We start from the raw sequence: 13,868 nt of genomic DNA, 5'->3' as shown, positions 1-13,868 counted from the left end.
AGTGAGGCGCACATGACATACACGCTGCAAAAAACAGAACCCTCGCTCCGGGCACTGGCCGACGGCCTGGAGTTTCCCGAAGGCCCGGTGGCCATGCCCGATGGATCGGTCGTGCTGGTGGAGATCGCCAACGGCTGGCTGACCCGGGTGACGGCCGATGGCACAAGGCGGCAGCTCGTCCACCTGGGCGCAGGCCCGAACGGCGCCGCCATAGGCCCCGGCGGCAAGCTGTTCATCTGCAACAACGGTGGCTTCCAGTGGCACCGCAGTGCGGAGCATGGACTGCGGCCCATAGGCCAGGCCAACGACTATTCAGGCGGGCGCATAGAGGCCGTGGACCTGGCCTCGGGTCAGGTCGAATGCCTGTACACGCAAAGCGGCAGCGGACCCTTGAAGGGGCCCAACGACCTGGTCTTCGACCGGCATGGCGGGTTCTGGTTCACCGACCACGGCAAGGTGCGCCCGCGCGAGGTGGACCGGGGCGGCGTCTGCTACGCGCTGGCCGATGGCAGCGCCATCCGCGAGGCCGTCTTCCCGCTGTGGTCGCCCAACGGAATCGGTCTTTCTCCCGATGAGAAGACGCTCTATGTGGCGGAGACCTTCACGGGGCGGCTGTGGGCCTTCGACATCGGCGAGCCCGGGCACATCCTGGCCCGGCCCTGGCCCGATTCGCCCAATGGCGGACGGCTGGTCTGCCGCCTGCCGGGCATGCAGAACATCGACTCCCTGGCTGTGGATGCCGAAGGGAACATCTGCCTTGCCACGCTGGGCGAGGGCGGCATCACCGTGGTCTCGCCGGCCGGGCAGGTGCTGCACAGGGTCGAGTTGCCCGACCCCATGACGACCAACATCTGCTTTGGCGGTAAGGACCTGAAGACGGCTTTTGTCACCCTGTCTTCCACGGGGCGGCTGGTGGCGCTGGACTGGCCGTGTCCTGGATTGCCTTTGAATTTCCTGAATAGATAAGTTCCCCCTGGCTTCCCTTTCCGTATCGCTGGCGATTGCCATGGCGAGGGAGCCGCTACGCCTTTTTTTGTTGAACGGAAACCGCAACCCATGTCGAAACCCCTGAGCAACCCTGGATTGAACAAGCAGGACACCGTAGGCCACTTGGTGGCACGGGTCCTGAAGCGGCACGGCATCACGCAGTTCTTCGGGCAGAGCCTGCCCAGCATGTTCGTGCTGGCTGCCGAGGAACTGGGCCTGCGCCAGATCGCCTACCGCACCGAGAACGCGGGCGGCTACATGGCCGATGCCCATGCCCGCATGAGTGGCCGGCCGGCCGTGATCACCGCGCAGAACGGGCCGGCCGCAGCGCTGCTGGTGGCGCCGCTGGCCGAGGCGCTGAAGGTCTCCATCCCCATCATTGCGCTGGTGCAGGACGTGGCGCGCGACCAGACCGACAGGAACGCCTTCCAGGACCTGGACCACATGGGCCTGTTCAAGCCCGTGACCAAGTGGGTGCGCCGCGTGGACCAGGCATCGCGCGTGGAGGACTATGTGGAGCAGGCCATCATCGCGGCCTGCAGCGGCCGGCCTGGCCCCGTGGCGCTGATGCTGCCGGCTGACCTGCTCACCGAGCCTGCCCAGCCGTCCGGCGTGCCCCGGCCCGCTGCACTGGCCCGCTTTCCGCTGGACCGCGCCGTGCCCGAACGGCAATTGCTGGAACAGGCCGTGGGTGCGCTGCTCCAGGCCCGCGCGCCGGTCATCGTTGCCGGTGGCGGCGTGCACATCTCGGGTGCCAGCGAGGCACTGAGCGCCTTTGCCGATGCGCTGAGCCTGCCCGTGGCCACCACCAACATGGGCAAGGGTGCCGTGGCCGAGACGCATGAGCTGTCGCTGGGCGTGGTCGCCAACTGCCTGGGGCCCAATGGCTCGGGCCGCTACCTGAAGGATTTCGTGGCCGGGCCCGACGTGGTGTTTCTGATCGGCAACCGCACCAACCAGAACGGCACGGACAGTTGGACGCTGTACCCGCGCGATGCGCAATTCATCCACCTCGATATCGACGGCCAGGAGATAGGGCGCAACTACGACGCCATGCGCCTGGTGGGCGATGCGCGGCTGGCGCTGCAAGCCATGCTGGACATCGCCGGGCCGCTGGATCTGTCGGCCCGTACCGGCCAGCGCGCTGCACTGGCCGCACGCATTGCCAAGGGCAGGGAAAGGCACCGGCAGGAATCAGCCGAAGTACGCCTGTCCAACGCCGCACCCATACGGCCCGAACGCATCATGCATGAGCTCGACGCCCTGCTGACCGCCGAGGACACCGTGGTGGCCGATGCCAGCTACTCCACGCTGTGGGTCACCAACTACCTGACCGCGCGCCGGGCCGGCCAGCGCTTCCTCACGCCGCGCGGCCTGGCGGGCCTGGGCTGGGGCATGCCCATGGCCATGGGCGCGCGCCTGGCGCAGGACGGCGGCCAGGTGTTCTGCCTGGTGGGCGACGGCGGCTTCGGCCATGTGTGGTCGGAGATGGAGACCTGCAGGCGCATGGGCATCAAGGTCATCACCGTCCTCATCAACAACGGCATCCTGGGCTACCAGAAGCATGCCGAGCATGTGAAGTTCGGCGAGCACACCTCGGCCGTGAACTTCAGCGGCGTGGACCATGCGGCCATCGCACGGGCCTGCGGCATCCACGGCGTGCGCGTGGAATCGGCCGATGCCATCGCCCCCGTGCTGCTCGCCGCCATGGCCGCCGAAGAGGCCACGCTGATCGAGGTCATGTGCACCGAAGACGCCTTTCCCCCCATCACCTTCTACACGCCGGAGAGCCACTGATGAGCGCGCCTGAGAACTTCCCCCTCCGCACGGCCCTGGTGACCGGCGCCGCGCGCGGCATCGGCCTGGCCACCGCCATCGAACTGCTGCGCGACGGCCGCCGCGTGGTGCTGGCTGACCTGGCCGCGCCCGACCTGGATCTGGTTCCGCAGGAACTGCGTGCCCGGGCCAGCGCCGTGGTGCTCGATGTCTGCGACGAGGCAGCCCGCCAGCGCGTGGTCGCGGACATGGTGCAGCGCCACGGCGGCGTGGACATCCTGGTCAACAACGCCGGCATCAGCCTCAAGAACGCCAGCGGACAGTCCAACGGCATCCTCGAAGTGGGGCTGGGCGAGGTGCAACAGATCCTGGACGTCAACCTGCTGTCCATGCTGCGCCTGTGCCAGCTGGCGCTGCCGGGCATGAAGCAGCGGCTCTGGGGGCGCATCGTCAACGTGTCCTCGCTGGCCGGGCGCGGCAAGTCCATCGTGGCCGGCCCCGCCTACATGCTGAGCAAGTCAGCCGTGCTGGGCCTGAGCCGCTCCATCGCCTCGGAGATGGGCCAGTACGGCATCACCACCAACTGCGTGGCGCCGGGCCGCATCCTGACGCCGATGGCGCAGCAGGCCGGCGACGAGGTCAACCGCCGCTATGCGGAGCAGATCCCGGTGCGGCGCCTGGGCGAGGCGGCCGAGGTCGGTGCCGCCATCCGCTACCTGTGCAGCGAGTCCGCAGGCTTCACCAATGGCGCGGTGATCGACGTCAACGGCGGCTTCTTCATGAATTGAGGAAGGACGCCCCCCTGAGCGGCTGCGCCGCTTCCCCCTCTCGCTTCGCGGGGGGACGGCACCCTCGGTGCGGGGCGGCCCTTCCTCGGTGCCCCCACTTCCAGGGCGTGCCTGTTTCCCGGTCAGTGGGTAGTACGCAGCACCGTGAAAGCACGACTTCCAAAGACGACAGAACCCAAGATCGCAACGAGAGACAACCATGCATGCATATCCATCCCCCGCATCTCGCCGATGCCTGCTTTCGGCCTTCTGCGCGGCAGCGCTGGCGGCCGCAGCCGGCGCCCCGGCGCTGGCCCAGGGCACGGACGCGTTTCCCGAGCGGGAACTGACCCTGATCATCAACTACGGCGCAGGCGGCAATACTGACGTGGCCTCGCGCGCCATCGGCAATGCCATGGAGGGCCTGCTCAAAAAGCCCGTGGTGCCCAACAACCGCGCGGGAGCGCAGGGCACGCTGGGCGTCTCGTCTCTGGCCCGGCAAAAGCCTGACGGCTATACGCTGGGCGTGGTGACGTTTTCGACCATCGCCATCACGCCCCACCTCATGAAGGTGGACTACAAGGTCGATGACTTCGACTTCATCGCAGGCGTGGCCCGCTACCGCTATGGCGTGGCCGTGCGCGCGGACTCGCCCTACAAGACCATGGCCGACCTGGTGGCCGCGTCCCGCCAGGGTAAGGGCATCTTCTTTGGCGCGCCGTCCGCGCCCAACAACCTGGCCATGTACGAGCTGGGGCGCAAGACGGGCGGCAGGTTCGAAGAGATCAACTACAAGTCCGGCGCCGAGACCGTGGCCGGCCTGATCGGCGGGCAGGTGGACGTCATCGTGCAGAACCCTTCGGACATCGTCCAGCACGTCAAGGCCGGAAAAATGCGCCTGCTCGCCAGCGCCAGCCCCATGCGCTGGAAGGAGTTGCCCGAGGTGCCCACGCTCAGGGAGCAGGGCTACGACGTGGAGATCGACTCCTGGATCGGCCTGGCCTATCCCAAGGGCGTGCCCCCGGCCCTGCGCGACAGGCTGGAGCGCGTCGCCATGGCAGCCGCCGAGGGGCCCCAGGTGGCGCGCATCTTCGAGTCAGCCGGCGTGGACCCGGCGCCGCTCACCGGCGCCGAATACCGCAGGAAGCTGGTCCAGGGCCATGAGTCCATGGGCGCGGCCATCAAGGCGGCGAATCTGCCGCGCATGAACTGAGGGCGGTCCGGCTGCCCTGGGGGAATGGTGGAATGCAAACCATTCTTATTGCGGGCGGCTAAAATACCGCCCCATGTCCGTGCCGCACACGCCTCCAGAATCCATGCTCCAGGTCCAGCAGCTGTATGTGGGCCACCATGCCTGGCTGCTGTCGCGTCTGAAGGCCCGGCTGCGCGACACGGCCGAGGCGCAGGATGTGGCGTCCGAGACCTTTGTGCGCGTGGTGGCCGGGCGCCCCGCTGCCGTGGTGCAGGAGCCGCGCGCCTTTCTGACCACCATTGCCAAGCGCCTGCTGTTCACGCTGTGGCGCCGGCGTGAGCTGGAGCGGGCCTATGTGGAGACCCTGGCCCTGCAGCCCGAGGAGCTGGCGCCTTCTCCCGAAGAGCGCGCCGTGCTGCTGGAGACGCTGGAGCACATCGCCCAGGCGCTGGACGGCTTGCCGCTCAAGGCGCGCCAGGCCTTTTTGCTGAGCCAGATCGACGGCCTGACCTACCAGGCCATTGCCGACCAGCTGGACATTTCCCTGAGCACGGTGCGCCGCCACATGGCCGAGGCCTTCCGGCGCATCGCCATCGCGCTGGCCCGCCAGCAGGCCGGCATTGCCGTAGCGCGCGGCGGCTGACATGGCGGCCTCTCTTTCGCAGGACGGCAGCAGTCTGGATGCCGCCACCGAGGCGGCTGTGGGCTGGCTGGTCACGCTGAACTCGGGCTCCGTCAGCGATGGCGAGCGCCAGGGCTTCGAGCAATGGCTGCGGGCCGATGCCGGCCACCGCCTGGCCTGGGAGCGGCTGCAGGCACCGCTGCAACAGATGCTGTCGCCGCTGCGCACCGGTGCGCCTGCGGCCTCGGGCAGCCTGATGGGCCAGGCGCTGCAGCGTGCCGAATCGCGCATCCGCCGTCGCCGCAGCCTGCTGCGCGGCGCGCTGGGATTGGGCGGCATGGCGGTGGGCACCGCCTTCGTGGCCCACCGCCACGCACCCATCAGCCAATGGGCTGCCGACCTGCGCACCGGCACGGGCGAGCGGCGTGATTTTGCGTTGCCCGATGGCAGCACCATCACGCTGGATGCGCGCTCGGCGGCTGACCTGGACTTCAGTGGTGGCCGCCGCACCGTCATCCTGCGCCAGGGCACGCTGCTGGCGCATGCGGCGCCACAGGCCTGGGAGGCAGGGCAAGGGGGCGCCGCCTTCACCGTGCGCACGGCCCACGGCCAGGTGCGCGCGCTGGGCACGCGCTTCGTGGTGCGCCAGGAGGCCTGCAGCAGCCTGGTGAGCATGCTTGAGCACAGCGTGGAGATCACCACGCCCCAGGGTGCAAGCCAGGTGCTGGCCCAAGGCCGCAGTGCACGCTTCGGGCCGGCGGGCATTGCCGAGGATGCGACTGAGCCCGGCACCGCCTCGGCCTGGCAGCTCGGCATGCTGGAGGCGCATGACCAGCCGCTGGGCGAGGTGGTGCAGGCCCTGCGCGCCTACCGCGCGGGCTTCATCCGCGTGGCGCCGCGTGCGGCGGCCCTGCATGTCTACGGCACGTTTTCGCTGGACGACACCGACCGCGCCCTGGCGGCGCTGGCCGAGACCCTGCCCATTGCCGTGAACGTCTACCAGCGTGGCTGGCTGGTAACCATCGAGTGACTGTCGAGTGACTATCGGGTGAGGTCGGTGCCTGCGCGCAAAAAAATGAACACTTTTTGCGGCGCGCTCGACAAGCCTTGGAAACCTGCTTTTCAGGCCCTACCAACCTCCTTGTCGAGAACCCGCATGCTGCTCTCCTGCCCCTTGCCCTTGCGCACCTTGGCCGCTGCCGCCCTGGCCTGCGCGCTGAGCGCCCACGCCCAGACTTCCCCTTCCGCGCCCGCTGCGCCAGCCGCCTCGTCCGTGCGCAGCTACGACCTGCCATCCCAGCCGCTGGGCAGCGCGCTGGCGCGCATAGGCGCCGAAAGCGGCCAGCAGATCGGCATTGACGCCGAGCTGGTGCGCGGCCTGACCGCGCCCGCCGTGCGCGGCAGCTACACGCCCGAGCAGGCCGCGCGCGCGGCGCTGCAGGGCAGCGGGCTGGAGCTGGTGCGCACGGGCTCGGGCAACTGGGGCCTGCGAACCGCAGCGCCCGCTCCAGCCTCCGCAGCTGCCGCTGCACGCACCGCAGGCACGGCCCAGGCCATGGCCGAGGTGCGTGTCACGGCCCAGGCCATCACCAGCCCCACCACCGAGCAGACCGGCTCCTACACCACGCGCGCTCTGAGCATCGGCAAGATGGAGCAGTCCATTCGCGAGACACCGCAGTCCGTGACCGTGGTCACGCGCCAGCAGATGGATGACCAGAACCTGTCTTCCGTCGAGGACGTCATCCTGCAGACCACGGGCGCCACCAAGTCGCAGCGCAACTTCGGGGCCCACGTCTACATGATGCGCGGCTACGAGATCCCTGACTCCAACTACCTGCTCGACGGCGTGGCCGGCGGCACCTACAGCCCCACGGGCTGGGTGCCCATGGACACGGCCATCCTCGACCGCGTGGAAGTGCTGCGCGGCGCAGGCGCCCTGGTGGTGGGCGCGGGCGACCCCAGCGGCGTGGTCAACATGGTGCGCAAGCGCCCGCGTGCGGAAAAGCACTTCGAGTTTGCCCAGAGCATCGGCTCCTGGAACAACTTCCGCACCGAGATCGATGGAGGCGGCGCGCTCAACGAGGCCGGCACGGTGCGCGGCCGCGTGGTGGCCGCCTATACCGACCGCCACAGCTTCATCGACCTGGTGCATTCGCGCTCGCCCATGCTCTACGGCGTGATCGACGCCGACCTGGGCGCCGGCACCAAGGTCACGGCGGGCTACCGCCATGAGCAGACCGACATCGACGGCTACAGCATCTTCGGCCTGCCCAGCTACTCCAACGGCGCCTCGCTGGGCCTGCCGCGCTCCACTTCGCTGGGCCAGCGCTGGAACCGCCACGAGGCCCAGGTCGATGACGTGTTCGGCGAGGTCGAGCACCGCATGGGAGGCGACTGGGTGGCCAAGCTCACGCTCAACCACGGCAAGACCAGCATCGACCAGAAGCTGGGGTCGGCGCGCGGCGCCATCGATCCCGTTACCCTGCAGGGCCTGCGCTACGTGGGCAACGATTTCATTGCGCGCGACATCGATGCCACGGGGCTGGATGCCAACGTCACCGGCAGCTTTCAGGCGCTGGGCGGCACGCACAAGGTCATGTTCGGCACCAGCTGGACCCAGCAGAAGGTGCTGACCCAGTCGGCCTCCTCTGGCGAGGCCATGCCCCTGGACGTCTTCCGTTTCGACCATTCGCGCATCCCCGATCCCGTGGCTCCTCCTTATGACTTCGGTCTCAGGGAGCGCAAGCAACTGCTGGGCATCTACGGCAGCGGGCGCCTGCAGCTGGCCGAACGCCTGCACCTGCACCTGGGCGGGCGCCTGAACTGGTTCAAGTTCCGCTCCAACGACACCTTCACCGGCGCGCTGACCAACGACTACCGCGAAAACGGCCGCTTCACGCCGTATGCGGGCCTGGTCTACGACCTGGACAAACTCTGGTCGGTCTATGCCAGCTACACCAGCACCTTCCAGCCCCAGTCGCAGTACGCCACCGTGCAGGGCAACCGTCTCAAGCCGGCCGTGGGCGCCAACTACGAGGCCGGCATCAAGGGCGAACTGTTCGAGCGCAAGCTCAACGTGGCCTTCTCGGTGTTCAACATCAAGAAGCGCGACGTGGCCGTGTTCGACACCGGCAACGAAGGCCTGTGCCCCGGCGTGACCACCAATGACTGCTACCGCAACTCCAGCGTGCTGCGCAGCAAGGGCTTCGATGCCGAGATCGGCGGCGAGCTTGCACGCGGCTGGCAGGTCTCTGGCGGCTACACCTGGCTGAACACGCGCGACGACGAAGGCAGCTCGCTGAGCACCGACACCCCGCGCAGCTTGCTGCGCGTGTCCACCAGCTACGCGCTGCCCGGCGAATGGTCGGCCTGGAAGGTGGGCGCCAACCTCAGCGCGCAAAGCCATGCCCGCGTGGACACGGTGCAAAACCCCGGCCACGCTGTGCTGGACCTGCGTGCCTCCTACCGCATCAACCGCAACTGGACGGCCGCGCTCAACATCGGCAACGTGACCGACAAGGTCTACTGGGCTGCCGTGGGCGGCGCGCGCAACGGCACCTACTACGGCATGCCGCGCAATGCCACGCTCACGCTGCGCGGAACCTTCTGAGTGGACTGCCCCTGTGGGGCGGCAACCACGCGCAGGGGGCGAGTGCCTGCGCCTCAGCGCGGCGCCAGGAACAGCTCCATGCGCTGCAGCTCCTCATCCAGCGCGCTGCGGAAGGCGGCATCGCCGGGCGCCGCGCCGGCCACATAGCCGAATGACGGCTCCAGCCGGCCCTCGCGCGCCTGCAGGTTGGCCCAGCCGATCACATGGCCCTGCCAGAGCATGGGCAGGGCGTAGTAGCCGAGTTGGCGCCGGGCCGGTGGCGTATAGGCCTCGAACTTGTAGGTCCAGCCCCAGAGCAGCGTGAAGCGGCGCCGGTCCCAGACCACGGGGTCGAAGGGCGCGAGCAGGCGCAGCCGCTCGTCGAAGGCATGGCGGCGCGAGCGTGGGTTCTCGTCGGCGGGCCAGTACCAGGTGGTTCCGTCGATGCGGCAACTGGCCAACTGCTCGCGCGCCAGCCGCAGCGCCGCCTGGGTCTGCTGCGCCAGGTGGGGCGCGCCATAGCCCAGCAGGCGCACCAGGTAGGTCAGGCTGGGGGCCGGCAGCGGTGCGTACTTGCGCACCACCAGGTCGATCAGCGCGGCGGCGCGCCGGGCGCTGGCGGCGGGGCTGTCGTCGGCAGGCGGGTGGGCGATGGCCTCGTAGACGCGCGTGCCGCTGTCGCGGCGCTTGACGCGCAGCAGGCCGCGGTAGTGCATGCCGTCGAGCAGCTGCGTGCTGGCGCTGCCCGAGCCGCCCCAGTAGTTCTTCACGCTTCCGTGCGAGAAATGCTGCTCCACCTCGCGCGGATGCGCGGCGCCGCGTTCGCGCACAAAGGCCAGCACCTCGGCGGCCTTGCGCTGCGTCTCGGCATCCCAGGCCTTGCGGGCCTGGCGCGGGTGCATCAGCGCCAGGTGCTCACTGGGCAGAAAGCCGTAGTTGACCAGGCAGTCCTCGTCGATCGGCAGGCGCGCGTAGCGGCGTTCCAGATCGCCGGCGCGGTAGTCCTTGACGCGGTGGCGCAGCGTCAGGTCCTGTGCCCGGGCCGGCGCGCGAATCGGGTCTGCCTGCACAAAGCCCAGGCGCTGTATGGCCGCAGGCAGGGTGGTCGGTGTGAACAGGGTGCGCGCCACGGCATGGCGGCGCAGGTCGTCAAGGCTCGGTTCGGTGGGCATGGATTGATTGGAGCACGGCCGTGCCGCCGTACTTCCTGATCCTGCCGTGCCGCTCAGGCCTTCCTGGCACGCCTGCGCCGCCACAGCGCGCGCAGTACCCAGCCCAGCGGCAGCACCACCAGCACCAGCCAGGGCAGCACGGCCGCCACGAAGGTGATCAGCGCGGCCATGCTCTCGCCCAGCACATGGCCGGCATCACGCAGCGCGCGGCCTATGGGGCTGTAGCTGGTGCCGCCCTGCACCAGGGCGCGGGTGGGCGTGAACTGGATCTGTATGTGCTGCTTGCTGGTCTGCTGCTCCAGCACCTTGCGCTGGGCGGCCATGGCGTCCAGCTCGGCCTGCGTGTCCGACAGCGTGCGCTGTATCTCCAGCAGGTCGGACATGGTGCGCTTGGTCGTGGTGTCGCGCAGCATCAGGCGCAGGCTGTCGCGGAACTCGGTGCGGTTCCTGATGCGCGCCTCCACGTCGATCACCTCGGCCGTCTTGTCCTCGCTGATGGTGTTCTGCGACACGATGGTGGCCACGCCGGCCAGCGTGCCCAGCAGCCGCTGCACATCGGCCGGCGCCACGCGCATCTCCAGCATGGCGTTGCCGGGCTGCTGGGGCGTCTCGCGCAGAAGAGATGCCGACAGCAGCTCGCAGCGCAGCGTGGCGCACAGGTCGCGCACCTGGCCCCAGGCATCGGCCAACTGCGCCTGCGGCACTTCCACGTTCAGCTCCTGGCGCACGGCCAGGAAGCGCTGGGCCATCTCGTCCTGCGCCGATGTCTCTGGTGCGGCTGCTGCCGCATCCTCGGCCTGCACAGTGGCGGCGCGGCCTTGCTTCATGCCGGCGCCGCCCGCCATGGGCGCGGGGGCGGGCGCAGATTCCATGGCTGCTGTGTCGTGCCGCTGGTTGCAGCCCGCAAGGGCCAGGGTGGCAGCCAGTGCCAGCACGGCCGGCAAGGCCATGCGGGAGGGCAGAGTGGAAGGCCGGTGATGCGTCATGAATTTCCTCTTGAAAACAGGCAAGAACAGGCCGCTGCCAGGGCTCAAGGCTCAGGGCTTGCCGCCGGGGCCGAACATGGTGTCCACCTCGGACTGCAGCTCGAAGATGTCGGACACGGTGTAGAGCCAGTCGCCCTTTTGCAGATGGCCGGGGTCCGGCGGCGTCTCCACGCAGGCCTTGACCAGGGTGAACTGGCCGGCAGGGTCGGGCAGGAACTTCAGGCCCGATATGGAAAACCGCGCCACCCGCCCCACACCATCGTTGTAGCGCCGGCCCCGGGCGCGCACGTCGGCCAGCTCCGCCATCTGCGGCAGGTGGTCGAACACCGCGTCATAGAACTCCACGATGGGGCTCTGGTTGGTCCGGGCGCAGCCGTGCACGTACAGGGCGTAGAAGCGCCTGTCCAGCTCCATGGCCACCACATCGGCCGCGCGGTAGAAGGTCAGGCTGTCGGGCAGGCCCGGCGAGCGTTTGGGCGGCGCGGGCGGCGTGTCCAGGAAGTCCTGGCGGATCTGCGCCGACTTGCGAAAGAAGTCATCGCTGAGCGCCACCTCGGCATTGAGCACATCGATGGCCGTGCGCGCGGCCGCGTTCAGGCCCGCGTCGGCCAGGCCGTTCCTGTGCAGCACGATGGCCAGGGCCAGCGCCGTCTTGTGCCGGTACAGCGCCGTTGCCTTGGCATCACCGGCCTGCAGCACGCAGCTCCAGCGCCGCAGCAGGGGCGGCAGGGCATGGCCGCCGTAGTTGGCCGCGATAGCGGCATCGTGCCGGCCCAGCGCAAACGTGCGCGCCATCACGCGCGCCACGTCTTCCTCCAGGGTCTGCACCAGGGTATCGGCTGCCAGCTTGGACAGCGCCTGGGTATGGGTCATGGCCATGGCGTCACTGGCTCCAGTTCGATGGCAGGTTCCTGAAATCCGGCCGGCGGTGGCCGCCGGTGCTGCGTTGTTCGTTGCGGTGCTCGATGCAGTGTTCGATGCTCAGGTCAAAGGCTTGCATGGGTCTGTCGCAGGCGCTTTCGCGCCGGGGCAGTTGGAACGCCGGCCAGTGTGCCCCAAGCCGGGCCGCTGGCGGGGTGTGGGCGCCATCGGGTCTGTATCGATCCGCTACCGGCGCGGGCTGCCGCGCTGACGTCTTGCCGTCACATGAACCGGCAAGACTCGTCATTTGCTTTTCATGCGGTTCATGCGGGTCATGTCAAAAGGGGGGCGCAGGCAGCCCCGGGGAGATGCACGATGTTCTGGGACAAGAAGCTCAGGCGCTGGGCCGAGGCCGTGCGTGCGCGGGCCGATCTGCCGGCGCGGCTGGTGCTGTGGAATGGCGAGCAGTTCGACTTCGGCCGTTTCGAGCAGCCGCGCGTCACGCTCACCGTGCGCAGCGCCTCGGCCCTGCCGCTGCTGCTGGACCCCAGCCTGGACCACCTGGGCCAGGCCTATGTGAAGGGCCAGATCGACATCGACGGCCGCCTGCCCGACATCATCGACTTCGGCTATGCGCTGGCTCGCCGCATGTCCAAGACCCAGGGCGCGGGCAAGGGGCCGGGGCGGCTGGCGCTTGCGGCACGCGCGGCCAGGCGCTTTCGGCACAGCCGCAGCACGGACCGCGAATCCATCCAGTACCACTACGACGTGTCCGACGACTTCTACCGGCTCTGGCTGGACGAGGGCATGGTCTACTCCTGCGCCTACTTCGAGAACGGCGACGAGGACCTGGCCACTGCCCAGCGCAAGAAGCTGGACCACATCCTCACCAAGATCCGCCTGCAGCCCGGCCAGCGCCTGCTGGACATAGGCTGCGGCTGGGGCGCCCTGGTGCTGCGCGCGGCCCAGCACTTTGGCGCGCACTGCGTGGGCGTGACCCTGTCGCGCAATCAGTTCGAAGCGGCCACCGAGCGCGTGCGCGCCGCAGGCCTGGCCGACCGCATCGAGATCCGCCTGCAGGACTACCGCGACGTGCAGGGGCGCTTCGACCGCATCACCAGCGTCGGCATGTTCGAGCATGTGGGCCGCCGCAACCTGCCCATGTACTTTGCGCACATGCGCGAGCTGCTGGCCGATGACGGCCTGGCGCTGAACCACGGCATCACCTCCACCGATGCGGACGTGGGCGCCACGGCCCTGGGCGGCGGCGCGTTCATCGACCGGTATGTGTTTCCTGATGGCGAACTGCCGCACCTGAGCCTGGCGCTGGAGGCCATGCAGCGTGGGGGGCTGGAGGTGCTGGATGTGGAGGGGTTGCGGCGGCATTACGTGCGCACGTTGCAGTTGTGGCTGGAGCGGTTCGAGGCTTGTGTGCCGGAGATTCGGGCGTTGGTGGAGGAGGAGAGGTTTCGGATTTGGAGGGTGTATCTGGCGGGGTGTGCTTATGCGTTTGAACACGATGATGTGTCTATCTTTCAGGTTGTTTGTCGGAGGGCGGGGCAGGGGGCTGCTTCGTTGGCTTGGTCGCGGCGGTATATGTACGAGCGGACCTTGTCGTGAGGCTTGTCTTGTTCGTCTGGCGTGACGCGGGTTTGGCTTTTTGACCCTGCCGGGTGGTGTTTTTTCGAGGCCGGGTCTCGGCCCGGCGGCCGACCTACTTTCCTTTGTTTCGCCAAAGGAAAGTAGGCAAAGCAAAGGCGACCCGAATGCCCGCGACCCCTTCGCTGCGCTGCGGGGCAACCTGCGTCGGGCCGCCTGCGGGGTTCGCCGTGAAACTCACTTCGCGCTGCGCGCTCCGTTCAGACAATCACGGCGAGTCAGATGACGAAGCAGTCCTGTCCTGCGGCAGGACTGCA

11 protein-coding genes are annotated in these 13,868 nt (G+C 68.6%); 8 read left to right on the top strand and 3 right to left on the bottom strand.

Going from position 1 to position 13,868, the window contains the following annotated elements:
• Nucleotides 1-12 precede the first annotated feature (12 nt).
• The 7 genes from INR38_RS26255 to INR38_RS26225 all read left to right on the top strand — a co-directional run bounded on the left by INR38_RS26255 (nucleotide 13) and on the right by INR38_RS26225 (nucleotide 8,954).
• Nucleotides 13-966: an SMP-30/gluconolactonase/LRE family protein gene (locus tag INR38_RS26255; protein WP_016454704.1), complete on the top strand. Its 954-nt coding sequence runs from the start codon at nucleotides 13-15 to the stop codon at nucleotides 964-966.
• Nucleotides 967-1,056: 90 nt separating this feature from the next.
• Nucleotides 1,057-2,784, top strand: a complete 1,728-nt coding sequence (locus INR38_RS26250) for an acetolactate synthase catalytic subunit (protein WP_207444332.1) — start codon at nucleotides 1,057-1,059, stop codon at nucleotides 2,782-2,784.
• Nucleotides 2,784-3,551 (top strand): SDR family oxidoreductase, encoded by a 768-nt coding sequence (locus INR38_RS26245; RefSeq protein WP_207444333.1) that lies wholly within the window; start codon nucleotides 2,784-2,786, stop codon nucleotides 3,549-3,551. The genes INR38_RS26250 and INR38_RS26245 overlap by 1 nt, the downstream gene beginning before the upstream one ends.
• 199 nt (nucleotides 3,552-3,750) lie before the next feature.
• Nucleotides 3,751-4,743, top strand: coding sequence for a tripartite tricarboxylate transporter substrate binding protein (locus tag INR38_RS26240; protein WP_012204208.1), 993 nt, complete (start codon nucleotides 3,751-3,753; stop codon nucleotides 4,741-4,743).
• Between the two features lie 103 nt (nucleotides 4,744-4,846).
• Nucleotides 4,847-5,365, top strand: coding sequence for a sigma-70 family RNA polymerase sigma factor (locus INR38_RS26235; RefSeq protein WP_207444341.1), 519 nt, complete (start codon nucleotides 4,847-4,849; stop codon nucleotides 5,363-5,365).
• Nucleotide 5,366: 1 nt separating this feature from the next.
• Nucleotides 5,367-6,374, top strand: coding sequence for a FecR domain-containing protein (locus INR38_RS26230; protein ID WP_207444334.1), 1,008 nt, complete (start codon nucleotides 5,367-5,369; stop codon nucleotides 6,372-6,374).
• A 126-nt stretch (nucleotides 6,375-6,500) separates the two neighbouring features.
• Nucleotides 6,501-8,954, top strand: coding sequence for a TonB-dependent receptor (locus INR38_RS26225; RefSeq protein WP_207444335.1), 2,454 nt, complete (start codon nucleotides 6,501-6,503; stop codon nucleotides 8,952-8,954).
• 53 nt (nucleotides 8,955-9,007) lie between these two features.
• Here the strand turns inward: INR38_RS26225 and INR38_RS26220 are convergent, their stop codons facing one another.
• Genes INR38_RS26220 through INR38_RS26210 form a run of 3 tightly spaced genes read right to left on the bottom strand, consistent with a single transcriptional unit; the run spans nucleotide 9,008 to nucleotide 11,964 of the window.
• Nucleotides 9,008-10,105, bottom strand: coding sequence for a crosslink repair DNA glycosylase YcaQ family protein (locus INR38_RS26220; RefSeq protein ID WP_207444336.1), 1,098 nt, complete (start codon nucleotides 10,103-10,105; stop codon nucleotides 9,008-9,010).
• Nucleotides 10,106-10,158: 53 nt separating this feature from the next.
• Nucleotides 10,159-11,091, bottom strand: a complete 933-nt coding sequence (locus INR38_RS26215) for a DUF4349 domain-containing protein (protein ID WP_207444337.1) — start codon at nucleotides 11,089-11,091, stop codon at nucleotides 10,159-10,161.
• A gap of 51 nt (nucleotides 11,092-11,142) precedes the next feature.
• Entirely contained in the window at nucleotides 11,143-11,964 is an 822-nt protein-coding gene (locus tag INR38_RS26210; protein ID WP_242699200.1) for a hypothetical protein, read from the bottom strand.
• 363 nt (nucleotides 11,965-12,327) lie between these two features.
• Here INR38_RS26210 and INR38_RS26205 point away from each other — a divergent pair, with 363 nt between their 5' ends.
• Nucleotides 12,328-13,572 (top strand): cyclopropane-fatty-acyl-phospholipid synthase family protein, encoded by a 1,245-nt coding sequence (locus INR38_RS26205; protein ID WP_046985902.1) that lies wholly within the window; start codon nucleotides 12,328-12,330, stop codon nucleotides 13,570-13,572.
• The last annotated feature ends 296 nt before the right edge of the window (nucleotides 13,573-13,868 follow it).

The sequence above is a fragment of the Delftia sp. SD018 genome, assembly GCF_017355445.1.
GTDB classification, from domain to species: domain Bacteria; phylum Pseudomonadota; class Gammaproteobacteria; order Burkholderiales; family Burkholderiaceae_C; genus Comamonas; species Comamonas acidovorans.
The sequence above is the reverse complement of the archived record's forward strand: the minus strand, read 5'-3'. Positions and strand labels throughout refer to the sequence as shown.

What these genes read in the sequence shown, in the direction of transcription:
- INR38_RS26225 (WP_207444335.1), top strand. Translation starts at nt 6,501, where the DNA reads ATGCTGCTCTCCTGCCCCTTGCCCTTGCGCACCTTGGCCGCTGCCGCC.
- INR38_RS26240 (WP_012204208.1), top strand. Translation starts at nt 3,751, where the DNA reads ATGCATGCATATCCATCCCCCGCATCTCGCCGATGCCTGCTTTCGGCC.
- INR38_RS26250 (WP_207444332.1), top strand. Translation starts at nt 1,057, where the DNA reads ATGTCGAAACCCCTGAGCAACCCTGGATTGAACAAGCAGGACACCGTA.
- INR38_RS26215 (WP_207444337.1), bottom strand. Translation starts at nt 11,091, where the DNA reads ATGACGCATCACCGGCCTTCCACTCTGCCCTCCCGCATGGCCTTGCCG.
- INR38_RS26255 (WP_016454704.1), top strand. Translation starts at nt 13, where the DNA reads ATGACATACACGCTGCAAAAAACAGAACCCTCGCTCCGGGCACTGGCC.
- INR38_RS26245 (WP_207444333.1), top strand. Translation starts at nt 2,784, where the DNA reads ATGAGCGCGCCTGAGAACTTCCCCCTCCGCACGGCCCTGGTGACCGGC.
- INR38_RS26235 (WP_207444341.1), top strand. Translation starts at nt 4,847, where the DNA reads ATGCTCCAGGTCCAGCAGCTGTATGTGGGCCACCATGCCTGGCTGCTG.
- INR38_RS26230 (WP_207444334.1), top strand. Translation starts at nt 5,367, where the DNA reads ATGGCGGCCTCTCTTTCGCAGGACGGCAGCAGTCTGGATGCCGCCACC.
- INR38_RS26210 (WP_242699200.1), bottom strand. Translation starts at nt 11,964, where the DNA reads ATGACCCATACCCAGGCGCTGTCCAAGCTGGCAGCCGATACCCTGGTG.
- INR38_RS26205 (WP_046985902.1), top strand. Translation starts at nt 12,328, where the DNA reads ATGTTCTGGGACAAGAAGCTCAGGCGCTGGGCCGAGGCCGTGCGTGCG.
- INR38_RS26220 (WP_207444336.1), bottom strand. Translation starts at nt 10,105, where the DNA reads ATGCCCACCGAACCGAGCCTTGACGACCTGCGCCGCCATGCCGTGGCG.